This is a genomic window from Candidatus Lokiarchaeota archaeon, from assembly GCA_014730275.1.
Classification (GTDB): Archaea; Asgardarchaeota; Thorarchaeia; order Thorarchaeales; family Thorarchaeaceae; genus WJIL01.
The window spans coordinates 48,346-73,072 of sequence record WJIL01000108.1 but is presented as its reverse complement, the minus strand read 5'-3'; the positions used below and the strand labels follow the sequence as shown (position 1 = coordinate 73,072).

The 24,727-nt window shown below is 45.6% G+C and carries 18 protein-coding genes and 1 tRNA gene; 8 read left to right on the top strand and 11 right to left on the bottom strand.

The genetic code is table 11. The features are described 5' to 3' along the window. Window positions 1-5 precede the first annotated feature (5 nt). The 6 genes from GF309_12465 to GF309_12440 form a co-directional block, all read right to left on the bottom strand. Window positions 6-221, bottom strand: a complete 216-nt coding sequence (locus GF309_12465; protein ID MBD3159597.1) for a hypothetical protein — start codon at window positions 219-221, stop codon at window positions 6-8. Between the two features lie 40 nt (window positions 222-261). After that, window positions 262-337: transfer RNA gene (locus GF309_12460), tRNA-Val, on the bottom strand. 28 nt (window positions 338-365) lie between these two features. Continuing rightward, the gene (locus GF309_12455; GenBank protein ID MBD3159596.1) at window positions 366-527 is read right to left on the bottom strand and encodes a 50S ribosomal protein L40e; all 162 of its coding nucleotides are present in this window, start codon (window positions 525-527) and stop codon (window positions 366-368) included. Window positions 528-604: 77 nt separating this feature from the next. After that, window positions 605-1,474 carry a succinate--CoA ligase subunit alpha gene (sucD, locus tag GF309_12450; protein MBD3159595.1) on the bottom strand — a complete coding sequence of 290 codons (870 nt, stop codon included), beginning with the start codon at window positions 1,472-1,474 and terminating at the stop codon, window positions 605-607. Next, window positions 1,475-2,620 (bottom strand): ADP-forming succinate--CoA ligase subunit beta, encoded by a 1,146-nt coding sequence (gene sucC / locus GF309_12445; GenBank protein ID MBD3159594.1) that lies wholly within the window; start codon window positions 2,618-2,620, stop codon window positions 1,475-1,477. A gap of 83 nt (window positions 2,621-2,703) precedes the next feature. Continuing rightward, window positions 2,704-4,923: a hypothetical protein gene (locus GF309_12440; protein MBD3159593.1), complete on the bottom strand. Its 2,220-nt coding sequence runs from the start codon at window positions 4,921-4,923 to the stop codon at window positions 2,704-2,706. A 345-nt stretch (window positions 4,924-5,268) separates the two neighbouring features. On the opposite strand from GF309_12440, the gene GF309_12435 reads away from it, so the two are divergent. Continuing rightward, complete coding sequence (locus GF309_12435; protein ID MBD3159592.1) at window positions 5,269-6,015, top strand: hypothetical protein; 747 nt, start codon at window positions 5,269-5,271, stop codon at window positions 6,013-6,015. 21 nt (window positions 6,016-6,036) lie between these two features. Here GF309_12435 and GF309_12430 read toward each other — a convergent pair whose 3' ends face one another. Genes GF309_12430 through GF309_12420 form a run of 3 tightly spaced genes read right to left on the bottom strand, consistent with a single transcriptional unit; the run spans window position 6,037 to window position 8,858 of the window. Next, a complete protein-coding gene (locus GF309_12430) occupies window positions 6,037-6,582 on the bottom strand; it encodes a hypothetical protein (protein ID MBD3159591.1) in 546 nt (181 codons plus the stop codon). Further along, window positions 6,582-7,553 carry an NOL1/NOP2/sun family putative RNA methylase gene (locus GF309_12425; protein ID MBD3159590.1) on the bottom strand — a complete coding sequence of 324 codons (972 nt, stop codon included), beginning with the start codon at window positions 7,551-7,553 and terminating at the stop codon, window positions 6,582-6,584. The genes GF309_12430 and GF309_12425 overlap by 1 nt, the downstream gene beginning before the upstream one ends. Before the next feature lie 21 nt (window positions 7,554-7,574). After that, window positions 7,575-8,858, bottom strand: coding sequence for a threonine synthase (locus tag GF309_12420; GenBank protein ID MBD3159589.1), 1,284 nt, complete (start codon window positions 8,856-8,858; stop codon window positions 7,575-7,577). A 112-nt stretch (window positions 8,859-8,970) separates the two neighbouring features. On the opposite strand from GF309_12420, the gene cyaB reads away from it, so the two are divergent. Next, window positions 8,971-9,543 carry a class IV adenylate cyclase gene (gene cyaB, locus GF309_12415; GenBank protein MBD3159588.1) on the top strand — a complete coding sequence of 191 codons (573 nt, stop codon included), beginning with the start codon at window positions 8,971-8,973 and terminating at the stop codon, window positions 9,541-9,543. On the opposite strand, the gene GF309_12410 is transcribed toward cyaB, so the two are convergent. After that, window positions 9,537-10,130 carry an HD domain-containing protein gene (locus tag GF309_12410; GenBank protein ID MBD3159587.1) on the bottom strand — a complete coding sequence of 198 codons (594 nt, stop codon included), beginning with the start codon at window positions 10,128-10,130 and terminating at the stop codon, window positions 9,537-9,539. The genes cyaB and GF309_12410 overlap by 7 nt on opposite strands. 149 nt (window positions 10,131-10,279) lie before the next feature. On the opposite strand from GF309_12410, the gene GF309_12405 reads away from it, so the two are divergent. From GF309_12405 to GF309_12380, 6 genes are all read left to right on the top strand, one after another. Further along, on the top strand, window positions 10,280-16,795 hold the full coding sequence (locus tag GF309_12405; GenBank protein MBD3159586.1) for a hypothetical protein: 6,516 nt from the start codon (window positions 10,280-10,282) through the stop codon (window positions 16,793-16,795). 4 nt (window positions 16,796-16,799) lie between these two features. Next, the gene (locus GF309_12400) at window positions 16,800-17,243 is read left to right on the top strand and encodes a DUF4129 domain-containing protein (protein ID MBD3159585.1); all 444 of its coding nucleotides are present in this window, start codon (window positions 16,800-16,802) and stop codon (window positions 17,241-17,243) included. 16 nt (window positions 17,244-17,259) lie between these two features. Further along, window positions 17,260-18,678, top strand: a complete 1,419-nt coding sequence (locus GF309_12395; GenBank protein ID MBD3159584.1) for a hypothetical protein — start codon at window positions 17,260-17,262, stop codon at window positions 18,676-18,678. A 62-nt stretch (window positions 18,679-18,740) separates the two neighbouring features. Continuing rightward, a complete protein-coding gene (locus GF309_12390; protein ID MBD3159583.1) occupies window positions 18,741-19,679 on the top strand; it encodes an AAA domain-containing protein in 939 nt (312 codons plus the stop codon). Between the two features lie 38 nt (window positions 19,680-19,717). Continuing rightward, window positions 19,718-21,040, top strand: coding sequence for a DUF58 domain-containing protein (locus GF309_12385; protein ID MBD3159582.1), 1,323 nt, complete (start codon window positions 19,718-19,720; stop codon window positions 21,038-21,040). 50 nt (window positions 21,041-21,090) lie between these two features. Beyond that, window positions 21,091-22,404, top strand: coding sequence for a hypothetical protein (locus tag GF309_12380; GenBank protein MBD3159581.1), 1,314 nt, complete (start codon window positions 21,091-21,093; stop codon window positions 22,402-22,404). Between the two features lie 102 nt (window positions 22,405-22,506). Here the strand turns inward: GF309_12380 and GF309_12375 are convergent, their stop codons facing one another. After that, a complete protein-coding gene (locus GF309_12375) occupies window positions 22,507-24,723 on the bottom strand; it encodes a hypothetical protein (protein MBD3159580.1) in 2,217 nt (738 codons plus the stop codon). Window positions 24,724-24,727: the final 4 nt, after the last annotated feature.

The window sequence follows — 24,727 nt, the reverse complement described above, 5'->3', positions numbered from 1 at the left end:
GAAAATTAGATTTCTTCTGCACCAGGTCGAGCTTCAACGACTCTACAACGGACCTGTTCAAGAATTGCTTCAGCATCAGCAGCATTGGTTACTAGGGTGTAGAGATACCTGTCTGTGCGTAGTTTGAGCTTCACCTTGTCAGACAATCTCTTTACTCGACATTCGCTTGCTTTGTCACTCAATTCGAGGAACTCGTCTTGATCAAATATCTGCTTCGGCATTGTGTTGATTCCTCAGTACATTCTTTGCTCGCTGGCTTGGTGGTGGGCCGGGAGTGAGTCGAACACTCGATGGCCGCCGTGTGAAGGCGGAATCATAACCACTAGATCACCGGCCCATGTAAACCGGCTTACGCGGCTATTATCCTATCTACGTCTTGTTCTCACTTTGGGTCGGAGGTCTTTGCTCTTGCACTTTCTGCATTTCTTTGCTTTGAGTGGATTGGTAGCTCCACAATCTCTGCATACTGATTTGTAAAGCAGATAGTGCTGTGCGAGTCTGCGTTTTTCAATGTCTGCTACTGGCATTCTTCAAACCTCTCGTGAAATGGACGGACGTATAAAGGTGTAATGAGCCCGCCTTGAGGGGCTCATTTAGAATCGATTTAAAGGTTTTCTCTTAGCAGCTTTGCCACATCACTGGGTTTCTCTGCAACCGGTACTCCTGCATCTTCAAAGGCTTTGATTTTGCCTGCCGCAGTACCTGTTCCACCACTAATGATGGCACCTGCGTGTCCCATTCTCTTGCCAGGCGGAGCAGTACGTCCTGCTATGAAGGCAACAACTGGTAAGTCTACCTCGTCCTTGATGTATGCTGCTGCTCGCTCTTCTGCATCTCCACCGATTTCTCCCACCAAAACCATAGCTTTGGTATCGGTATCGTTCTCAAAGAGTTTCACCCCCTCAATTGGTGTAAGACCAACACAGGGGTCGCCTCCGAGACCTATTGCCGTAGAAATGCCAATATCGGCCTGGGTCATACCCGCTGCTATCTCATAGGTTAGGGTACCGCTTCGGGACATTAGGCCTACTTCACCGGCCTTGAACACATGACCGGGCATGATGCCCAGCTTCTGTTTTGCTCCCGGCTGGATAATGCCTGGGGTATTTGGACCAATAACCGTGATGTCTTTGCGTTTAGCTTCGTGAATCACTTTGATTTCATCTTTGACCGGTACGTGCTCGGTGATTACAACAACAGGATTCAAATCTGCTGCTATAGCTTCCATAGCGGCTCCGGCAGCGAATGGAGCTGGGACAAAAATAACTGATGCTGTGACACCATGCTCTTTCTTGGCTTCCCACACAGTGTCATATACCGGAACATCATTGATTTCTTGACCGCCTTTACCTGGCGTCACTCCAGCCACTATATTGGTACCATACTCAAGCATAGCTTCTGAGTGGAATGTACCTTGTGAACCAGTGATTCCTTGTACTACAACTTTCGTATCTTTATCAATCAAAACTGCCATCTATTCCGCCTCCTCTACAAGCTCAACTACCTTCTGGGCTGCGTCTTCCATGGTTTGCAGGAATGGGATACCAGCCTTTTCCAAGATTTCTTGCCCCTCCTTCTCATTTGTTCCAACCATGCGGATAACCATTGGCACATCAATTCCTTTGTCTTCTCTGGCCCCCACGATTCCCTTTGCAACCTCATCGCATCTGGTAATACCACCCATGATGTTGACAAGTATTGCCTCTACTTGATCAAACATCAAAGCTACTTCAATTCCTTTTTCTACCCGTTCTGCGTCGGCGCCGCCTCCGAGGTCGAGGAATGTGCTTGCCTTGCCTCCGTACAGGGCTACCGCATCGAGGGTGGCCATAGTAAGACCCGCCCCATTACATATACACGCTATATTACCATCCAACTCGACATATGCCATGTCGTTCTCCCTTGCGCGTCTTTCTCTCTCGTTTTCTTCCAAAGGGGCTCGGTCCAAACTTTCTATGAGTTCTTGATGCCTGTATAAGGCATTATTGTCAATATTCAGTCTTGCATCTGCAGCAATGAATTCACCTTGTTGGGTGAGTATTAGTGGATTGATTTCAGTTAGTTCTACATCATACGCTTCCACGATTTTCCAGAGCTTCATGAAGAACGAGGCGAGTTTGTGGATTTGTTTTCCCTTGAATCCCATTCTGACTGCCAATTGTCGCGCCTCAAAAGGTTGAAGACCTAGATGTGGATTGATATGGGTCTTAACAATTTTCTCAGGGCTTTCTTCAGCTAGTTCTTCAATTGACATACCCCCTGAAGAACTGCCAATGCAGACATACTGCCGCCTGTTTCTATCAATTGTTACCCCTGCGTAGATTTCTTGCTTGATATCGAGCTTCTCCTCTACCAGCACTGCCTCCACGGGGAGATCATTGATTCGCATGGCAAGAATCTCTTCTGCCAGTTTTTCAACCTCTTCGGGAGTGTCTGCGAACTTGATGCCCCCTGCTTTTCCTCTTTTACCTGAAAGAACCTGTGCTTTAACTACAACTGGCTTGCCTATCTCTGAAGCCCTTTTCTTGGCTTCTTCGGGCGTTTTTGCCAGACCACTACTAGGTGTGGGCATGTTAAAGTCACGGAAGATTTCTTTCGCTTCTGACTCAAACAGCTTCATGCTCAATTCTCCATAGGATGTTGGAGCAGGATAATAGCGTGCACCCTGCTTCAGGTCCGTTGACAAAACTACCACGTAAAAAGTCAACCGATATCCGATAATGCGCTCTTGAGTTTCTCTCCTAGATGAGCTGGTCTGTCTTTGAGGATTCCATCTTCGTCTTCAATCAACATCTGCTCTAGGACAGAATTCACATAGAGTAACTCCTCTACATGATTTTCTATCAGGCCGGGTAAATCCTCCTCACAATACATACTCTCTTGGCTGTCGTCCTCTAGTACGGCTGCCAGTATTCTCTTGAGTTGTTCAGTATTCCCCCCTGTTTTGGTTCGTACTAGTTCAATCAGTGTATTTGTGAAGTCACCTTCACTGTTCTCGATTATCCTTTTGGTCCTTCTCGCGTCGCCAATAGAAACTCCTAATGCTGCAACTCTCTTACCTAGTTCCGTACATTGAACGTCTTCTCCACTTTTCTCCAGAAGCCCACTCTTTTCCAATTCTTCAAGCGTTTCAAGCCCTCGTAATGAATGCCTCAGAACTCCCCCAGCATATGGTTCTGCTTCATCGTCATGGAGTGCATAGTTAGCGAATTTAACGAGATGTTTGCATAATCTGTGGTTCTTCATCCCTTGATATTTCCATGATTCACAGCTACATGATACCCCTTCGGATGAGTTTAGTGTAACATAATGCCAGAGCTCGCGGCTGGCGCTATGGACAAGTCCCTCTATCTTGGATGGATTAACTGAGACCACTTTGACATCTTCATCATCGATTTTTTCTGCCCGTTCCAGCGTGGACTTTGTTGCCCGTAGTGAAAGCAGTGTATCAATAGGAATCTCATCTACCGGTACGTAGCGCTCCTCCTTCGGATTGAATGTCTTGTTTGTAGAAGCCCAGAAGGTTTCATTTATGATTGCCAGTGGCCTGCTGTGTTGCTCATCAGTAGTACAAAGCTGTCCCAATACCAAGAACTGAAGGTTCTCAGGGTCATCCATGAGACTGTCAACCTCTCCGAGCCGTGGCATCAGATTCCCCTTCTCATTTCTTCTGAAATATTTCAGTAAGACTCTCTCCCTTTCTTGATCATTATCGACAACAACGATTCCGAAACCTTCCGTATCCAGCTTGGTTCTACCCGCTGCTTGCAACAGATTATTCATCTGCCATTCTGAAAGCATAACTAACTCTTCGTCATCCCGCTGAATGCTCTCTTTTCTATGTGCGAAAACACCAATCAAGAAGACCACTGTGGCTGTCATACCGCTGGCAAGTGCGAACCGTGTAGGCATCACTATTACTGGTACCAGTTTGTCATCCCAAGCCTCAGATATGGCTCGTCTCTGCTTTTTCGCGACACCCTCGTGGAAAAAGGCAACTCCCTTGCTAAGAACATTAACAAGTCTCTGCGTCATATTGCATTGAGCATGGACTCTCTTTATACGCATGCAAAGTTCTCTTAGTTCATCTCGATGCCCTGGTGTCAATCCAAAATCAAGATGTGGTGCTGTTTCACTGTTATCTAAACCGGTCAACTGTTCCGCCAGTCTCTGGGAAGATTGAATATCGGGTGCAAGGATGATAACCTGTCCCTGCTTTTTGTGAACATACTGCGATAGATCCGCTAGCGACTCGGTGATGCTTTTGAATGCCTTCACACTGAATATTCTGTTCACATCAGGCTTTTTGTCCCTGACAATGGATGCATCTAGCCATTTTGCCAGATCTGGCAAATCAGCAACTTCTGGACATAGGGCTACATACTGAATGTTTGAGCTTCTTGCCATTCCCCCCACAATAGCGGTCTCAAGCTGAACCCCAAGCTTTGGTTGTCCTATCAGATCTAGTCTCTCGATGAGTAGAAAGCTTACATTCTTCCAAAGTGATGGTTGATTCCGTGCGGCTATACTAAGTGAGCGAAACGTTGCCACAACTACTCTCCCTACGTCTCTTGGCAAATCAATTGCGTCAGTTCTTCTTATTATTGGGGTGACTTCGATTCCCAATCTACTACATTTCTGGGCTACAGAACGAAGCCGTTTCTCTGCTTGATGGGGGTGTGGACAAAGAACAATGCCCCGAGTACGAAAATCTGATGCAACCCTGTTTAGGAGGGCAATCTCCCCAATCTGGTATCCTTCAACATAATCCTGTGTAACCAGAATCTGGCTTGTCCCCCTCATGATTCCCTCTTCCAAAGCTCTCGTCTGGAACTTCGTCAGGCTAGCTAACCCCTGTCGCCTTAGCACCTCAAGTAATTGTGGTGAAGTACGTTCGAACTCCAGTTCTCTCAGGGTGCTCAAGGATTCATTCAACCTTTGTTACAAACTATTGATATTAGTTATCATTGTAAACTATTGATATTAGTTATTAGTCTTTTGTGCGCCCTATATAAAGGGTAGTAGTATTTTTGGCCTGTAAGTCCGCTTTCCGCGGGTTTGGGGCGTTCTGGGGTGAAAAGACGAGATGAAATCGATGATTCTGCTTTGCTAATTAGAAATCGTTCGACTTCAAGTATTCGTTGTTACCCCTTCCCCGCAATATGTAGCTATTCCATAGTATTAAAAGCGACATGAAAGCTGACCGGCTCAAGCAAAGAGGATAGGCTATTTCTGTGTCTATCCTTTCAGGCTGAGGTTTGAGTTCAAATGGCTTTCGTGAGTACAAGAGAATCCGAGTTCGAGATAATGCTTAAAGATGATTTCGAGGTTCCCAAAAATGCCACATTTGTTTGTGGTTTTCATGGCCTAGGGGAAGTGGGTTTCCTCAGCACAGCTCATCTCACGAGGACCTTGGAAGCGGAGCGTGTTGGCTTTATCCGAAGTGATATGCTACCTCTTTTCGTATCTATGGAAAATGAAAGACTGGTGCTCCCCTTCGAGATTTACTTCTATTCCGAGAAGAACATGGTTTTCATGGTTCCCCGATTTCAGCCACATAACAATGAGCAGTGGAATTTCGTCTCCCACATAGCCGAATGGGTTGTGGAAAACGAATTCGCTGAATCTTTGCTGATTGGAGGCCTAGATCAAAGCTTCAAAGAGGATAATACCTCCGATATGCGGTGTGTACCAACTTCCGCATACAAAGAGCAACTCGACAAGTGGTCTATCCCCCTTCTTGAAGAGGGTCTTTTTGTCGCTGGTCCCCTTGCCCTATTTCTAGCAGAATTGGAGATGCGGGATGCAAACGGCATTGGACTATTGACTTACGCAACTCGTGGTCGTCCTGACCCAGGTGCTGCTGCAACCATGCTTGAGAAAATCAATGATGTATATGGCGTGAAAGCTGATGTGGATCAGCTACTCGAAGAGAGTCAGGAAATCGAGCGACTTGAGAAGATGCGGAAAAGCATCGAATCAGAAGAGAGCCCCTCAAGCGATATGTTTGTATAATTGCTCGCCATGGGGCATCAATCACTGGGTATATTTACGTATATACCAGCCAATATCAGCCAAGTTCTTGGCCACAAGGCTCTCATCCGAAAGCAGGTCGATTCTGGAGGAATCGATAGTCAACTTGGCAAAGCCAAGACTATCACCCATATTGCTTAGAATTATCACCTTCTGGCCCCTTTCCAATCCTACACCAATAGTTATGACCGATTCTTTCAGTATGCTGCGTCCGTAGGTAAAGGACTCCGCTCCCACGTCAGAGACGATTACCTTGCTTTGGGTTATTTCTGAGAGTTCATCAAGAACATGAAGCCCGATTCTGAACTCCCCTTCCTGCATATCCCCTAGCCAAATGCCACCAAACTCAGGTTTGTATGTATCCAAATCTGATTCCAAGATGCTTTCCCACTCGGGCGACACAAGATAGTATGATTGCTTAGGGTTTTCTTCAATCTTCACCAGAAGAAGATTCTTTCGGAGATGTTCTGCTGCTCCGATGCCGAAATCGCTATCGATTTGTTTTCTTATATCTCTCCATTCAGCTGGTTCGGCCAATTCTAGTGACATTATTTCACCTTCCGCATTTTGCACATAAAGAACCCCTCTGTCTGATGTTTATGTGGCAACAAACGTCGAGCCTTCGACAAATCTTCATTCATTTGAATATCGTATGGATTCGTGTATCCAGGTACACCAAACTCCAAATCAATCGGGACTATCTCTACGTCCTTTCTCCGTTTCAGCAAATCATCAATGACGAACTCGTTCTCTTCAGGAGCTATAGAACAAGTAGAATAGACGATAATACCTCCTTCTCTAAGGGTATCAATAGCTGCATCTAGCATCTTGCCTTGATTTGTTGCACAGTACCGAATATCTGCCATGGTCTTACTTGTTTTTCTTGTCGGATCTATAGGAATCAACCCTTCACCTGAACAGGGGGCATCAAGTAGTATCCTGTCTGGAGTACGAGGAATGTTGGCTAGCTTCATTGCGTCACCTCTGAGTACCAACGTATTTTTTACTCCACAGCGCATCAAGTTGCTTTCCAAGCTTACAACTCGTAGCTTGTCTTTCTCGATTGCCACTACGTGCCCTTCGTTCCTCATTAATTGTGCAATGTGTGTTGTTTTGCCGCCTGGAGCTGCAGCTAGATCAAAAACTGTCTCTCCTGGCTGTGGATCAAGAATCTTCGTAACTGTCATTGACGGTACACCCTGTACATAGTAGAGGCCAATCAGATGCTCAAATATGGCTCCAGGTGAGAATCCCCCAAAATCTGCATAGAAGCCCTCCTCTAACCATTCAATCTCCTCGAGCTCGACATCCTTGTCTTCAAGCCTACGCACGAGCTCACCGATTGGTGCCTTCAACTCGTTTGCTCTTATTGCCGTCCTGATTTCTTGTTCACAGGATTTGATGAACTCCAGTGTTTCATCCTTGCCCCACAGTTTCAGATACCGCTCTATCATATATTTTCGATACCCATATTTTTGGGCGAGCTCCTTTGCTTTCTTTCTCCGCTGTACAACACCCATTCTCGTGTTCCTCCTTTGGAATCAGCTAAGGGCATCTTGCAGTTCAGCTGTATCCGGGCTAATCAACTTGACAGGTTCAGTAAGCCTATCCGGTGTTGCTAAATCCTTGAATCCGGAGCCTGTAATGGGAACGCATACGCTCTCATTGCGATCTATGATTCCCTGTTGAAGAAGGGCATCCAAACCAGCCAGCCCTGCTACACCACTTGGTTCGGCAAATATACCCTCAAGCTTCCCAAGATCGACAAGATATTTCTCTATCTCCTTATCACTTACCTCGGTTGCTTTCCCATTTGCCAGTCTTAGATATCGGAGTGCTGCATCTCCGTCCCACGGGAATGGATCTGCCAGTCCTCCTGCTACAGTTTCATTCGAGTCCCATGGTTGAATATCTAGGGGATTTTGCTCCTCATGGAAAGCTCTTACCACTGGCGCACATCCTTCGGGCTGGACAACAACTGGTCGCGGCAGTCTATCAATCAACCCCATCTGTTCGAATTCCGAGAATCCCTTCATTGTTCCGGCCATGAGTCCACCGCTCCCAGTTGGAAAGAATATCCAGTCTGGCACTTCCCAGTTCATCTGCTCTGCAATTTCAAAACCCAAGGTCTTTGTTCCTTCAAATTGAAAGCAATTGAATGGTCCAAAAGAAGGACAAGGTGTCCAGCCGAATTCCTTACAGGCTGCTTTCAGCAGAGTTGTAGTTGGGTCAACGCCCTCTTTTTCTTTCCTGACTCTGAATACATGCGCTCCAAGTGTCCTAAGATGAATCAACTTCCCACTAGGTGCATTTTCCGGTACAAAAACAACTGAACGGATACCCCCACCAGCTGCGTAGGTAGACATGGCGGCTGCTGCATTGCCTGAAGAAGCCGCTGATACTGTGGTGGCGCCCTCCTCGAGGGCACGACTAACTCCAACGGAGATTGGACGATCTTTGAAAGATCCTGATGGATTTGTTGTTTCTATCTTGAGAAAGAGGTTCTTCAGTCCCATCTTCTTTGCCAAGCGCTTGCTTTTCAAAAGAGCAGTCTGCCCTTCCCCTACGGTTACAGCCTCTCCTCTTTCTGTCAAGGGCAAAAGGTCGAAGTACTTCTGAATATTGGACTTACTTCTTTCTGCTTCAAGACTGTCCCGAGAAAACCGTTCCTTCAGTTCTTCCAAATCAAAAGTGAAGTCTATCCTTCCACCGCATCCATCATTAGGCGGTACATCGTCTATTCTGTATTCGTTTCCACACTTTGCACATTTGATTCGTTTGATTTTAGACAAGACAATCCCTGCACGCTCAATGCAACGAACCATGGTTATGTGACTTTTGTTTCCTCCTTACATCTACAGAAAATCATGTCAAATTGTTTCAAAAGCAATGTTTTTGGAATGGGATGTCTGAATACATACTGAGGTTAATTCCAAAATGCCAGTTGAAGTGGAAATCAAAGTGAAGATAGAAGACCCCACTGGTTTAGAGGAAACCCTTCTTGAGACTGGCGGCACATTGCTCAAATCAGAAGAACACGAGGATCTCTATCTCGACCACCCTCAATACTCCTTTGCTGACACTGATGAAGCACTACGTATCCGAAAAATCATCTCTGAACCCCTCCCAGGTGAGGATTCAATGAAATTGACGCCTAGATATGAACTCACGTACAAAGGTGCCAAAATGGATTCTATTAGCAAGACTCGAGAGGAACTCTCCGTGGGTATTGATTCGGGCAAAACAATGGAGACTATACTTGAAGCAGTAGGTTTCACAAAGGTTGCTCGTGTTAGGAAAGAGCGCAGCTATTTCTGTATAGATGATATTTCACTGGCCCTAGACTGCGTGGAGAACCTTGGCTGGTTTCTAGAAGCGGAGAAAGTGGTAGAAGACAAGCAGCGAATGGAATCAAGCAGAACAGCTCTCTTCGAATTACTTGATAGACTTCTATCGGGAGAATATGAATCCATACGCGAGAGCTACTTGGAACTACTCTTGAATCAATAGACACCGTTAGTTCGGATTTCGCCTTTTAGTTCTTCTACAAAGCTGTGTAAGAGATTATGTCTTTTTTCAGCAATTTTCTGAGCTTCTTCAGTGTACATACAGTCAACAAGCTTCAAGAGCTTCTCTTCAGCATGCTTCAGAAAGCCAGGTATTCCTAAATCCCTCAGAGTGGCTCTGGCAATAGCTCGGAACACTCCGATTGCGCCCATCGCATCCAGTTTATCGGCATCGCTGAGTATTTCTCCTTCAAGCGAATTCGGTTCAATATTTTCGCTGAAGCGATGCGTCCGAATTGCATCAATAACCTCCGCAATTTCGTCCTTCTCATAACCCGAATCACGAAGAAACTCTCTGCTCATCTCACCTGATAGTATAGCATGTGATTTTCCGGTCTTCTCTTCCTTTGGTCTGCCGATATCATGAAGAAGAGCTGCAGCTCCCAGGATCCTCATATTCGCACCCAATTTCTCACCTAGGTCTCTTGCGATAGCATAGACCCGTTCAACATGGCTGAAGGAATGTGCACCTCTTTCTGAATTTGACAGAATTTCCTTGGAATAGGACCGGATAGCTTCTTCGGGAAACATGATTCGCGTCTTGCGATACCGGCATCAAATCCTTTTGGGTTCGATTTCTCAAGGACCTACCAGCAAGAAACCATTAAATTAGAACTTATTCAGGTTAGAATATCTCGACAAGCCACGCCGGTTTTCACCCCGAGATCAAATTTCGCTTGATGGAATCAGTAAGAACTGCATTATGTGAGGTCCACCAGTTGAGTGCTGCTACAAAGAAAGTAACTCGCAGAAGGATGAGTTTGGTCACACTGATTAGCACCATGTTCTTACTAGCAACGCTAGCTTGGGCATTGACCACCTTTTATTTTGTACAGACCGGAAATGTCCGTACACAAAATCCACACGAGGAATATGATGAAGTGGAAGAGTGGCCCTATGACTTGAATTGGGCTGGTGGAAGAACCAATTGGTTTGATGATGTCAACTATACGGATGTCCCAATGGATCAGGAATTACCTGATAATTTGACTGATCATCTTGAAGATGTATTATTCGCTGTAGAGCCGCAGAATCCAGCCCAGTTATGGCGGAAAACCGCTTATGACAGCTATACCGGATCTAGTTGGAGTAAGAGCTTGGATTCTCAAGAATCTCTAACTCTGATAACCCAGGAAGAAGCAGAATCTCAGAATCGCACAATTTATCGCGTATTCTTGAATGTAACTGTGGGACCGAATGTTGGTAGTATAGAACTGCCCTCCTTGTTTCCTGAAGTGAAAATCGTTGAGGATTCATTTAGAACCTACCCTCGTGATAGGCTACGTGAATACGATTTGGAGATCGATGAATACGGAACCGTACTCTTCAGCCCCCTTCTTTCAGGTACCACGGGCGAGAATGTTCTCGTAAGTTATAATATCACATACACAAATCAGGACATTGATAGTATCTCCAACGATGCTTTGCCTGGCACCTCTGCCCCTGCTGATGTGAGCTCATTGTATTCTACTCTGGAAGGGGTAGATTTGACGCAACGTGTAATTGACAACGTCTCTCAATTCGAAGATGTTGGAGATGATGCCTATGATAAGGCGATGGCTGTTGACTTGTATTTCAGGAATAACTTCGATCTAATGATTGGTCCAGACGAATATCAGGAACGACCCGCGGAAGGACGAGAAGTTACCGACTGGTTTCTTGAGCGTGGCGGTGGTCTTCCGATGGATTTCGCTACAGCATACTCTGTCTTCATGAGAGAACTCGACATACCTGCACGAATGGTCGCGGGATATGCAGTTGGGGATGCAGAAAATGGCCGCCGTGTTGTCAAAGTGAAGCACATGATCTTCTGGTCCGAGGTCTATATTCCCACAGCAGGCGGGGGTGGAGAATGGATTCAGGTCGTACCCCTTCCTTTGACAGGAGACATTGGAGTTACCGACATTCCCGAGAATACTGGTCAAGGTGATGTTGAATTATGGGTATGGCCAAGTTCATTCCAGCCATGGGCTATTATTGGTGAACCATTTAATCTGAGCTCGCTGCTTATGGTTCAGAATCAACCTGTCAGTGCTCCTGAGACAATTCACTTCTATGATCAGACCGATGATGTGTATATGGGCAACTCAACGATAGAACAAGGCTCCCAGTTGCCTTTGGCAAACATCACCTACACATTTCCAAGTAACGCGAGTACAGGAGCTCATAATATCACCGCGACTTGGCAAGGGAGTTCTTTCTCCATAACGAACTACACTTCAGTTTATGCTACTGGGCAACCCGATCCACTTCGTCCAACGTCTTCTGCTCAAACTGAGAACGGATTTTTCATCAGTGAAACTGTTGATATGAACCTAAAAATGGGTTTAGATAACTATTCAGCCTATTGGGAAGATACGATACATGTTCACGGTTTGATGACACGAGACGGTGAACCTGTTGATGGCAGCACACTCGACAATGATCAGATGCAGATTATGTGGGACGAAGGATGGTATGCTAATGCCACTATTCAATCTGATGGCACATATGAACTGGATATCTATGTGGATCCTCTCGATACCTTTCGAATGACGACTGGCAATCATACTGTCTGGGCGCAATATGCAGGAGAATATACTGAAGAGGGGTATCCTGAGCTTCTACCTGCACGGTCCGCGGACAATTCTACTGTAACTCTGTTGGGGCGGATTGGTTTTTCATTGGATATCTCACCTGAATCAGTGTACCGCGGCAGTACACTTCACTATGAAGGAATCCTTCAACTCCTAAATGGAACGCCACTTGCGAGCGAAACCATAGGCGTTTTCTTTGATGATGCACAGATCGACACCACAACAACTAACAGCTCTGGTGGCTTTTCATATGACTACACTATTCCATCGGATCAATCAACTGGTAATTTCTCAGCGAAGGTTAACTGGACCACCTCATATGATTTGATTGAAGGAAACTGGAGCACTATTTTCGATATCGAAGTTCGGAGTGGTTTAACTAACCTGAGCATTGAATCAGAGCCACAGGATCCTGAACCCGTGCATATTTGGGAAATACTTACAGTAAACGGAAGCCTCAGAAATGCAATTAATGGGAGTGGACTGGAGGGATACGATGTCAGCCTTTGGTGGAAGAATGGAACAGACCTAACAGAGGTAGATACCACGTCAACGGATACGAACGGCTATTACGAGTTCAACTACAATGTATCTGCAGGCTATGAAGGAGAAGTAACCTACTGGGTTGAATTCAACTCCATCGATTCTGAATATGAATCATGTAAATCTGAGAACCTTACTATCACAGTAAAACGCTGGGATTTGGTGATAGATATTGAAACAAATCCCAATCCAGTTCATCTTCTCGAAAACATCACAATCGATGGTTTTGTCTACCTTCCCGAGATTCCTGCATATGTCCAAGACCTCCAAGTGACAATCTGGTGGCATAATAGTACGGGTACATACAACCTGACTGCCACTATCACCAACTCCACAGGAGGATACTCATATGACTATACCATACCCTTCTATCACGAGCTCAGTACTACAGAAGTCTGGGTAAATGTTAGTGCCCCCTCGCCTGCTATAGCAGGAAACGAGTCAGTCCATATCTTAGAGGAAGTAACCAACTATGACTCGTCGATTACCGTCTCCTCGAATAGTACCGATTACTATCTGAATGAGACCGCGCATATTTTCGGTACTCTGACAATCAATGGAACCCCCGCTAACGATACAACGGTGTACATTCATTGGGATAATGGAACTCTCCAAGTCTTCAGCGTAACGACGAATGACACTGGTGATTATAACTTCTACTATAATCTAACTTCAAGTGATGGACCTTCTACAGTCAATGTCGACGTCTATTACCTTTCACCTACAAGGCTCTATGATAATGCAACCGCTGCATTGGATCCCCCTCTGACCTTACGACTCTATCAGCTCAGTATATCCGGAAATACGAATGCAACGGAATATCATCTTGATGAAGTAATCGAGTTTTCGGGTACGTTGACATTTGCGGAGAATGGTGCCCCCATTGCAGGAGAGACTGTTTCCGTATATTATGCGAATAGCACGGATGTCTATCAGTTCAACAAAACAACTGATAGTGCCGGAGCATTTCGTTTTCTGTATAATCTCACCACATCTGACGAACTTGGCTATGTGTATCTATGGGGTCAATACCTGAGCAGTAATGCATTATGGACTAATGCCCAGTCCCCTAACCGAACCTGTCTCCTGAAGCTCTATCAATTAGACCTAACCTGTACAACCAATGACACCTCATATCATTTGAATGAGACTGTAGAAATCTCAGGCCAGTTGACCTATAGTATCAATGGCACACCTATCGAAGGACAGGATGTTACGATATTCTGGGACTGGCATAACGGCACTATTCGGACTTTTTCAGCTGGGCAAACGAATGGTACTGGTGGTTACGCTTACTATTACAACCTCTCTGTTCCCAAAGAAGAACCTGCTACAGTCACAATCTGGGCTGAATCTAACAATAGTGTATCCCTTTGGGATAATGCAACCTCTGCTCCCGGATTTGATATCGACCTTATTCTCTATTCTCCTGAATTCAGCATGGATGTAGTATCTACTATCTATCTTGATCAAACTTTGTTGATTCAGGGGCATCTGACTTACACAGGTGGCTCTCCTGTTCTTGATGGGGTAGATGTGAATATCTATCATCAGTCGGGAGGGTCTTGGACCCTTATCCAGACAGCAACGACCAACAGTACGGGTGGTTTCAGCTATGCTTACGAGTTCCAAGTTCCACCACAAGGACCTGGAGATTACTATTTCAAATGCAACTACACGAGTACTGATCCATTGGTAGACAATGCAACGACTTCCGAAATTGTCGTTACTGCTCAGAAGTATTCAACAAATCTTACCCTTTCTGTCTCACCCAATCCGATCTATCTCAACCGAACTCTCTATTTCGATGGAAATTTGACTTTCGTTCATAATTCATCAGGCGTCTCTAATGCATATGTGGCAATCTGGTGGGACAATGGAACTCTGATTCTCTTAGCCAATCTTCCTACGGGTCCTGATGGTTCATTCAGTTTTTCCTATTCAAAAATGAAAGAAGACACAGTCTGGACCGGTATTGACGTATTTGCTAATTACTCTGGTACGTTATTCATTTCCTCTGTTGAAAGCTCTCATGACTCGGTAACGCTGGAACAGTGGCCCACTATAGTCAACTTCGATACAGGCACTTACGAATTCCATCCTACTGATACCGTAACGATAACTGGCAACCTATCATGGGACTTGAATCCTGACGAACCATACACAAGCGCTCCTGTCCAAGTTCTCTTTGATGGAGTTGTGGTAGAGACAGGAACGACGGCAGGCGATGGGTCTTTCTCCATCGATTGGCAGATTCCGGGTTCGACTGAATCTGGAGACCATGAGATAGTCGTTCAGTACTGGTCAAGCGACAATTGGATTGCGGATTACAACTCCACAGCACCTATCACCCTTAATGTGAGTAGATATGCTATAGAGTGGGCTTTCACTGCAGTTCCAAATCCAGTCTACTTAACCGAATATCTGAACGTTTCTGGAACTGCCACATTAGACAATGGCACGCCATATGCTGGGGCCACAATCGAAATCTACTGGGATCATGTTGTTGATGGCCAAGATGAAGAACTTCTCTTCACACTCATTACGAACGGTGATGGCGAATTCGGGCGAGTTTTTCAGATTGATCTTTCTGTACCAACTGGTATAACCTATTTCTTTGCGAACTGTTCACCCTCGGAAGCTTACATAGCCTCTGGCTCTTCTTCCATGGTGGCAGTCAGCATAGAGCAGATACCAGTTGATATCACAGGAACTGTATCTAACTCGACTGTCTACTTGAATGAGTCCCGCATATTTTCGGGCAACCTGACTTTTGCAAACGGAACTGCAATGACTGGATATGATGTGGAACTGTATATTGGAAGTGTTCTTGTCAGTTCTACTACAGTTGAAGATGTCGTTACGGGTTATTTCGAAATCGAATACACCTTTTCATGGAATTGGACTGCAGGCAACACAACATATCAGCTGCGTTTTGACCGACCCACTGAAGCATATGAACAAGCAGCAACTGGTGAACAGACAATATCAGTTTGGGATCAAGTACAGATTGACTTGGGAGAACAATCTGTGTTCAGTATCGCACGAGGCGAAAGCATCACTGTTCCTGGAGTAATAACAAGCGGGGGTGGCCCCATTGCGAACCTCTCTGTATTTCTACGGGCAAATGGCACCGATACTGGGGCTTCTGCTACAACCGACGCTAGTGGTGTTTTCGAAATCACGCTTTCGAGCAATCAGGACACCGAAATAGGAGTCTACCTACTTCTCGCCGAAATCGATGATTCCAATTATGAGATTATTGACCCTATCGAAATGTGGTCTATTACAGTTCAGATGCCTTCAGAACTTGGAGTTGAGCTAGCTACTGACAGGAGCCTTCTTCCAGGAGAGAATTTCACAGCGAGAATCAGTCTCCATGATGCTGATGGAGGATTGATACCGGATGCTACTGTTATGGTATACTTGAATTCGACTTTCCTGTCAAATTACTCGATTAACACAGTAGATCTCGTAACTTTACAAGTTTCAATACCCCCGTCATGGACCCAAAGTGGTTATTTCATTCTACGTGCCGAGTATCCTGGTGGAGAGTTGTTTACACCATCATCTGCTGAAGAAACATCGTCACTTCATATTTTCATTGATTTTTCATTCACTTCGAATACACCATCTCGAGTAGCACCAGGCCAAGATTTTACCATTAGTGGTAGATGCGTTGATAGCGAGGGCCGTGCAATCATAAATAGAGATATCACCATCAACCTTAATGGTAGCACCTCCGAGGCCATAACTACTGGTCAAAACGGTAGGATATCATATGCTGTTACAGCCCCCGGATCAGAGGGTGATTTGAGCTACCAGATTACATTGCTATCTGATGTTGAAAACATCTCCATAGGTCCTTACGTAGTAGAGGTCCGTAGAACAACCGGTGTGCCTGGTGATACCCTTTGGTCTATCGGCTGGATAGCAATCATCGGGGTTGAAGTTATTGTGGGACTTGTACTAATTAGGAAACACCGGTATTCAGGACATTCTAGATTCAGGAGTATTTCGGTTGAGACTTTGAACCATTTACACGGCCAAGATTCATTTAGAATAACACGAGGATGAAAACATGCAAATTCAAATAATACTGCCAATTGTGGCTGCGAGCGGAGCAGTGATTGTGGTACTATTGTACCTCTACTATGTTCGCGGGATGTTTCGCGGCCAAACCAGAACAACTGGCATGGATGTATCAAGCAAGCTGCGTAATATCAAGAAGCTTGCAAATGCAGGAAAATACGGAACTGCGATAACCCTTGCCTATCGCACGTTTGAGGAAATGGTTGGCAAGAAAATAGGGTCAGAACGTGCCAACTCAGAAACCTCAAGAGAATATCTTGACCGAATGGTCGACTCGATTTCCGTAGACCGGGACATAGTAAGTGAATTTCTCGAAATCTATGAAGAGGCGAGATTCTCCGGTCACAAAATGAGCAAGGCTCAATATGAGAATGCCATTAGGATATTTACAGATCTTTATCCCCGTGTTGATATAGCTAAACCACGGGAGTAAATCGCGAGGGAAAACCATGCGTTGGAAGCCAGCCGTTCAAATACTGCTATTCGTGCTTTCGTGGATGCCCATAGGCGTCCTTATTGGCACTACCGTTTTCAATGCACAATACGACTATCCACAGGATTTCTCAGCATGGAATGAGCATTACGATGGCCTGAGCGAATTCCGTTCAAGCACTGAAGAACAAGGATACGATGTTCAGTCTATCCAAGCATCGATGAGCGTTGTTTCACGGTTTCATGGAAATGCAGTCCTTGTCATCATGGGCCCTGTGAAAGATTTTAGCAAAGATGCCATCCTCACCATATTCACCCATCTTTCAGAAGGTGGTTCTGTGCTGATTGCGGATGACTTTGGCACAGCTAACGGCTCGTTTTACTTGCTAAATAATTATCTTCTTGATTTCATTGGTGGTCGTCAACTGGAAGAGCTTGGTGTTGAGGGCTTCCTCTCCTATGCTGGTGGTGTCCTCCTCGATCTTGATTCCTATGACAAGAGTCCCAAATTACCTGTTATACATGATTTTCAAACCAGTGGCGGTCAAAGCCAACTAGTCAGCGGCGTAGAATCCGAAGGTGGACTTCATCTCAATTGGGCTTCGGCTCTAAGTCCCAAATGCCTTCTAGGCTCGCCGGTTGCTGGTTTTGCTTGGACCACTCCTCGTGCATGGTGTGAAACCAACATAAGCGATCCAAATCCCGCCCCTGATGATAATGAAATAGCTGGTCGATTACCAGTTGCAGGTGCTCTTGATTTGGGTCCGTTGACAGGTGGTGAAGGCGGGCGGCTTGTTGCCTTGAGCGATCCGAGTGTGTTTGATAATGATATGTGGAATAGATTTGCTGGCAATAGGCGATTAGGCCGCAACATTATCCAGTGGCTTTCCCATGGTTCTGAGAATGTACCCGTATTATTCTGTGAGAGTTTATTGGCTATTCCATGGAATTCGCCCGAATTCTTCTTTGGGCAGTTCCTATCACGTGCGCTGTGGATGAGCACAAATCCATGGCTTGCTCCCCTTTATCCTATCTTCACTGCTGTAGGTATCAAGAAGTACCTTCCAGATCCCAAGAAACCGGAGGTCAAGAGTGTCTCTGAAGTATTCATGAGAAAGGGAGAGACCTATTTCAGCGAACGGATGAGCTATTATCGACGAGAAGGCAACTACGCACGTGTCATTAAGATGCTGTATCGAAAACTCCGTAGAGACCTCCGGAAGAAGCACATGTGGAGATCTTTCGAAACGGAGAAAGTTTGGGATTTGATGAAATTCAAAGATCCTAAACTGAATAGAGAGGACTTCTTCGAGACTGTTGAACGTATCGAGGAAATTTCCAGTAATCCTGATTTAGATATTAACGAAAACGAGCTAATGCGCCTATTCTTCTTCATGCGCAATATCCATTCATCATTAGTTGAAACACAAAAGTGAGGTAGAAACGAGATATGACAGTAGAAGCGCCAGAGAAAGCTGAACTGCAGTCGTCTCAGGAGATGACTATAGACGATGTTCATAAGCTTTCAAATGCTATAATCAAGGAGTGCCAGCGGGTAATTGTTGGCAAGACCCGCATCCTCCGGAATACACTTACTGCCCTTCTTTCAGATGGGCATGTTGTACTAGAAGGAGTGCCAGGTTTAGCGAAAACATACATGGCTCGCACCTTTGCTTCTATACTGGGCTGCAAATTCAACCGAATACAACTGACAGTTGATACATTGCCCGCAGACCTGCTTGGAAGTAATGTGTACAATCAAAAGAGCTCAGAATTTTGGTTTCGCAAGGGACCTGTTTTCGCGAATCTGGTTCTTGCTGACGAGATTAACAGGTGTCCTCCAAAATCTCAGAGTGCATTACTTGAGGTCATGGAAGAACGGCAGGTTTCAACGGAAGGTGTAACGCGGAAATTACCACGTCCCTTCCTCATGATTGCCACGCAGAATCCTGTTGAACAGGAAGGAACGTATCCTCTTCCTGAAGCTCAACTGGATCGCTTTATGTTTCGTCTGATTCTTGACTATCCGACACCCAGCGAAGAGGCAGAGATAGTACGACGGAAACACAGAGGCGAGGTGACAGATCTACGGGTGCTTGCGAGCCCCGGTATTATTGTAAAAATGCAGGAGGCCTGCAGGACTGTACATATCGACGAAGATATTGTCAATTACATACGTGATATGATTGTCCGAACGCGTAACGACCCTCAGATTCTTCTGGGTGGTTCTCCGAGAGCATCTCTGGTGTTGATGAATGCCTCCAAAGCTCGGGCTGCAATGCATGGTCGCGACTATGTTATTCCCGAAGATGTTCGGAAGCTCGCTGTTCAAGCTCTGAACCATCGGCTTATCCTGAAGCCCGAAGCAGAACTTGAAGGTCTTACCGTTGAACGCGTGGTAAGTAAGATACTGGGAGAAGTCGACTGCCCGCGATAACAAACAGTTGTTGTCATATTGGTTGGAGACGATTAGGTGTGCTGACAGAGCGAGGCTTCATGGTTGTATTCGCAGGGGTTCTACTCCTCACTAGTGGTTTCTCTTTCGTGAACTACTATCTCGTAGTAGCTGGCGTGTATCTGCTTGTTGGTCTCGTTATCACACTCCCCTTGTTTGCAACAACTGCCAATGTTGCTGGTATTGAAATTGAGCGAGAACTCCACAAGAGGAAGATATTTTCTGGCGATTTTGTGAAAATAAAGGTAACAGTCAGAAACAATTCGTCTCGTCATTTTGATTTCATTGAGATACATGATCGATACCCAGAAACATGGATTCTCGCAATCGGGGAGAATTTCATTGCTTCACGGATAGAGCCTGGTAGTACCATCACCTTTTCTTACATACTACAGGCGAGGATGCGCGGGCGGTACTTTCTTGGTCCGACAGAAGTCGTTATGCGAGACCGTCTTGGATTGCATTACTATAAGCGGCTTCTTACGGAATCTACCGAAGTGCTTGTATACCCGACATGGCAGGACGTTAGAAGGCTAGAAGCCCTCGGTAAACAGCGACAGCTTGGCCTTATGTTTGGAGCACACAGAACAAAGACCGTGGGGATGGGAACGGAGTTTGCTGGTTTCCGTGAATATACGCCTGGTGATCCTTTCCGGCTTATCGATTGGAAGAGCAGCGCAAAACGTGATGATATTGTAGTAAAACAGTATGAGCAGGAAAAAAACATCCAGATTGTTTGTATGATTGATTGTAGCGGAAGCATGGGAAACGGGTATCCCGAAAATACCAAACTCGAATATGCGATACGATCTGCGGTTCTCCTATCACACCTTGGACTGGAACGCAAGGACTTGGTTGGAACGTGTGTATTCAGTGATATTGTTCACTCTATCGTTGAACCCAGTTTGCGTCCAAACCATATGTATGATGTTCTCGAAGCTTTGGCTATGGCTGAACCCGGGGGATGGAGCAACTACGAACGTGCCATTTCAAAGGTAACTGAAAAGGTTCGGAAACGAAGTTTCTTCATCTGGCTAACTGACCTGGAAGCTAGCCCAACGCCTCTCCTCAACGCGATGAAGACGCTTATCGCTAACGGACATAAGGCGATGGTTATTAGCCCCTTTGGACCTTGGTTTGAGGCTCCAGTTGGTCAATTTGGTCCTGTAGAGAAAGTACTAGCTGAAGCGGTATCTGAGGAACTCTGGGAACGCCGCATGAAAATCGGAAGGGCACTCTCAAGGTTTGGTATTGAAGTAGTCAATGTGGGGCCGGAAGACTTCCTCCCCACTGTGATTGAGCAGTATGAACGCGCTAAACGTCAAGGAGTGGCTTTATTCTGAAGGCAGTCACATGGATACTCCGGATAGCCTCAACGGCACTTTTCGTGTACATGGCATGGTTAGTCTATAGTCTCCTTTATCCGGAAGGTATCTGGTCGTGGGCAGCACCCTACGTGTTTGTTGTCACAGTGTTTCGTTTGCTGTCTTTACTCGTGTTCTTGGTATCCATCACGACGATTGCTGGTCTCTTGACCTTGGTGGGAGCTGGGCCTGCTGCTACAAATGAACTTGTCATTGGTTTGTACAATACGCTCATTCTTCGAATGTGGTATCTTCAACCATATGGAGTAAATGGCCCTCTTACCAGCGCTCAAGAGATTTTCGCGTCAATACAGGGTGATATCCTATCGCTTGCTCTGTCACTATGGGATCAGGCTTTCATTTTTCTCTACTTTTTCTGTGCTGGAGTAGGGGTTGCATTGTTTCTTCAATCATTGTATCGTCTTGAGCATCGTTTTGTTGGAGGTGCCTTCATAGCGATACAGTCGATTCTTGTTGTGGCAGCATTTCGCAACTTAGGTATTCCCAACTTCATTGTATTTCCCACAAACTTCTTAGAATTTGCAACAAGTTCTGTACAGATTCTTGCGCTAGTATCTTTTGCCTACCTAGAAGTCAGCTATCAGATGGTTTATAGCTACTCGGTTGGGAAACCTGTAGAGGACCGTGAAGAGACGTTAAAGAAACAGCTGCTAGCTCTTCGCCAAGCTACCCGAAAACAAGATGCAATCGAACGGGAACGGAAGGTCTCTAGTACTTCAATGAGCCGATCTTCAGGCGCAACTATTTTTTCATACCTTCGAGAAGCTATTGAAAGACAAGTGCTTGGAGACAAAGATGTTCTTGAAAACCTCGATGCAATCAGTGATGTGCGGCGACTACAGCATTATGTAGACGATCTCTTGGAACAGGACCCGCAAGCACGGGATGAACTGACTGCTCGAGCGGCAGCGCCATCACAACAATATGTGATAGGATCTACAATTATCGGTTCTGGTATTCGACTTGTAAGTGTGGTCTTGTTGTCATTCGTCCTTCTCAATCCACGAGTATTCCTTTCCTTTCTTGAATTACCACCAGGCATAGCAAATAGTGTTGAGCTTTTGCAGCCCGAGATAGTTCTCCTTCTGCTCGTGCCAATTGTTTTGCTTTTCCCGTTTGTCGCATTAGTAATTGGATGGGTCAGCAGAGACGAAGAGATTGAAGAGCTAGAAATGACTGATGCTGAGCGTGAGCAGAAGCGGATACGAGAAGAACGAAAGAAACGGTTAGAAGGCCATGAAGAAGAAACCCCCTCGAGAAGTACAGAGGAAGAAGATGAATGGGATGCGGTCTTGGAGGAGACCTTTGGAAACAATACATAGAATCTCGTGTTCGTTCGATAGGCAATCCAAGACATGAACGGAGAACTTATTCTGCAAGTAAACCGATTCTCTTATCCGGTCAGAGAATCAATGATCTACATCCTAAATGAAAAGGAAGTTGGTCACGCTCCACAGTACCCAAAGTATGGTTACTATCGCTTCTCCTGCAACAACACCGCTTAGTACCCGTGTAGTTCGATTTTGTCTGTTTTTACATACTTCTTTGTCATCAATCTGCTCTAGTTTCTTGAGCCGATAATCAATGAGCCCTCCAATAATCATAGCTGCTGATGTTGCTGGTGGGATAAGCAATCCTACTGCAAGACTGATTGCGCTCATATCTCTCTTATTCAATTCCCGTCCGGTGAGTGCACCAACTATGCCGAACGACATTAGATAGAAAAACCCAAGCATGGGATGTATACCTGGTAATCTATCAAGTCCTGGTAGTGCAAGATTCCCGAGCCCTCGCAGACTGATTACTAGAAATCCAAATAACTGAGCTGCGGGGGCAGGGAATTCGGTGCCACCAAACCCCCATTGACTGTAGATACTGTATGTGATTAACGAACCAAAAGTTGTAGCAAGAATCGTACCGACAAATACTGCTTTGAGAATCGTTTTCCCTTTCACTCCAGTCAATTTTCCAAGCTTCAAATGGAGTAACAAAGCAATTGCGGCGTCCTGCAAGGCACCTAGCATCGCCATGAATGTTGTTACAGCTGCAAATGAAAGGCGGAAGAAGATTATAGCTGGAACAGCTATTATGTCGGAGATATAGCCTGCCAGCATTCCAGTTTCGCTGATAGCTCGGGCAGTAAAGTATGCAGAAAGGAGTACAAGTGGCGCGCCAAGGATGAATAGCAACCAATGAATAGTAAGATCAGCAAACGGTTTGAGAAACCAGAATGTAATTATCCCTGTAGCCGTGAAAAGCGCGAGAGACACAGCTGCAAGCCAAATTGGCAGTTTCCCTCTTGTGGCATCCAAGTACCCTCTTGGATCACGTACCATACGCTCGACTTCTTTCTTGAACACTTTCAACGACATTGTCTGTTTGTCCACATCATCGATATACTCCGACACTTCTGATGGTCGGTGCGGTCGGTCAATAATTAGCTGTTCAGCACGATTCGGTTGTCTGTTCACCGCCGCCTCAAATTCTTCTACGGTCATAGTCTCTTCTCTTGTGGCTATGATGTCGCCACCAATTACAGCGGCAAAAACACCAAGAGCTAGATAGAGTATTTCAGGTCTATGGAGATGTGCTGCATATGTAACGGGCTGTAGTCTTTCTACAAACACCCAAATGAGGAGCGATGCAGCGCTTCCCAAAGATAAAGCAAGAGTTCTTTTCCAGCCCATGAAGAAGCCCATGCTTGCAATCAATGGTGAATTGCTGATTCCAATCCAATCTGGTATTGCCCTAACTGCAGGTAAAATCGGTTGCAATGCATTTGGCAGCGAATCGAGGGTACCCCCTGTCGCTTCTTCTACAATTTTTGTCGCACCCATCCATATGACCGAACCTCCCATACCCGCTAGAACAGCTTTCTTTGCTTCCTCCTCTTTTCCCAGTGAGACTATGCATTCTGCTTGTGGTTGAGCTTGGGGCCATGGCTGCTTGTCGAATCTCTCACGAAAGGGTGTAAGTAGTATCATACCGAAAACTGCACTCACGAAGGTGACGAATGCAACGAAGGGATAGGTAATGAGACTAGGTGCTATCTCCGGTTGGAATATCGCGATAGCTGGGAAAGTGATGAGGACCCCAACCGAAATCATGGAGGATCCGTTTGCGATGGCTACTACAATCGTATTCTCTTCTGGAGTGTATTGACCGTGAAGGGTTAAAACGATGAAACCGAGCATTTCTGCACCAATGAAATAGACGATACCTAGTTTAAGCGCTAGATAGATTCCAAGAAATGTGTAAACCGTACCAACAATCAAACCCGTCGTGAGCGCTCGCTTTGTCAACGGGAAGTTGGGTTCACTCATCATAAAGGCATAGATTGCTATTCCGCCTGCTGCCATAACAACTATCTCTGAGAACCAGCCTGCTATCACACTTAGTACTGAATATAGCACGATTACCGTTAGTCCGGTCACAAGTCGTTTCTTGGTGGGGGTTGGTTCGAAAAGCGCAGCATAAAGGAGTACCAGTTCAATGATAATTGCTGTAATAATTGCAGGATTGGGAAAGCGACCTCGCCATAGACTGAAAAATATGTAGAAAAGGCCGGCAGAAAAGAGCCCCGCGAGTAATGACCGCTTTGACCTGTTCTTATTGCTCAAAACCAGATCTTCGGAGGCCATCAGC

What these genes read in the sequence shown, in the direction of transcription:
- sucC (MBD3159594.1), bottom strand. Translation starts at nt 2,620, where the DNA reads ATGAAGCTGTTTGAGTCAGAAGCGAAAGAAATCTTCCGTGACTTTAAC.
- GF309_12395 (MBD3159584.1), top strand. Translation starts at nt 17,260, where the DNA reads ATGCGTTGGAAGCCAGCCGTTCAAATACTGCTATTCGTGCTTTCGTGG.
- GF309_12390 (MBD3159583.1), top strand. Translation starts at nt 18,741, where the DNA reads ATGACTATAGACGATGTTCATAAGCTTTCAAATGCTATAATCAAGGAG.
- GF309_12465 (MBD3159597.1), bottom strand. Translation starts at nt 221, where the DNA reads ATGCCGAAGCAGATATTTGATCAAGACGAGTTCCTCGAATTGAGTGAC.
- GF309_12420 (MBD3159589.1), bottom strand. Translation starts at nt 8,858, where the DNA reads ATGGTTCGTTGCATTGAGCGTGCAGGGATTGTCTTGTCTAAAATCAAA.
- GF309_12375 (MBD3159580.1), bottom strand. Translation starts at nt 24,723, where the DNA reads ATGGCCTCCGAAGATCTGGTTTTGAGCAATAAGAACAGGTCAAAGCGG.
- GF309_12425 (MBD3159590.1), bottom strand. Translation starts at nt 7,553, where the DNA reads ATGGGTGTTGTACAGCGGAGAAAGAAAGCAAAGGAGCTCGCCCAAAAA.
- GF309_12405 (MBD3159586.1), top strand. Translation starts at nt 10,280, where the DNA reads ATGGAATCAGTAAGAACTGCATTATGTGAGGTCCACCAGTTGAGTGCT.
- GF309_12380 (MBD3159581.1), top strand. Translation starts at nt 21,091, where the DNA reads ATGGCATGGTTAGTCTATAGTCTCCTTTATCCGGAAGGTATCTGGTCG.
- GF309_12430 (MBD3159591.1), bottom strand. Translation starts at nt 6,582, where the DNA reads ATGTCACTAGAATTGGCCGAACCAGCTGAATGGAGAGATATAAGAAAA.
- GF309_12400 (MBD3159585.1), top strand. Translation starts at nt 16,800, where the DNA reads ATGCAAATTCAAATAATACTGCCAATTGTGGCTGCGAGCGGAGCAGTG.
- GF309_12455 (MBD3159596.1), bottom strand. Translation starts at nt 527, where the DNA reads ATGCCAGTAGCAGACATTGAAAAACGCAGACTCGCACAGCACTATCTG.
- GF309_12435 (MBD3159592.1), top strand. Translation starts at nt 5,269, where the DNA reads ATGGCTTTCGTGAGTACAAGAGAATCCGAGTTCGAGATAATGCTTAAA.
- cyaB (MBD3159588.1), top strand. Translation starts at nt 8,971, where the DNA reads ATGCCAGTTGAAGTGGAAATCAAAGTGAAGATAGAAGACCCCACTGGT.
- sucD (MBD3159595.1), bottom strand. Translation starts at nt 1,474, where the DNA reads ATGGCAGTTTTGATTGATAAAGATACGAAAGTTGTAGTACAAGGAATC.
- GF309_12410 (MBD3159587.1), bottom strand. Translation starts at nt 10,130, where the DNA reads ATGTTTCCCGAAGAAGCTATCCGGTCCTATTCCAAGGAAATTCTGTCA.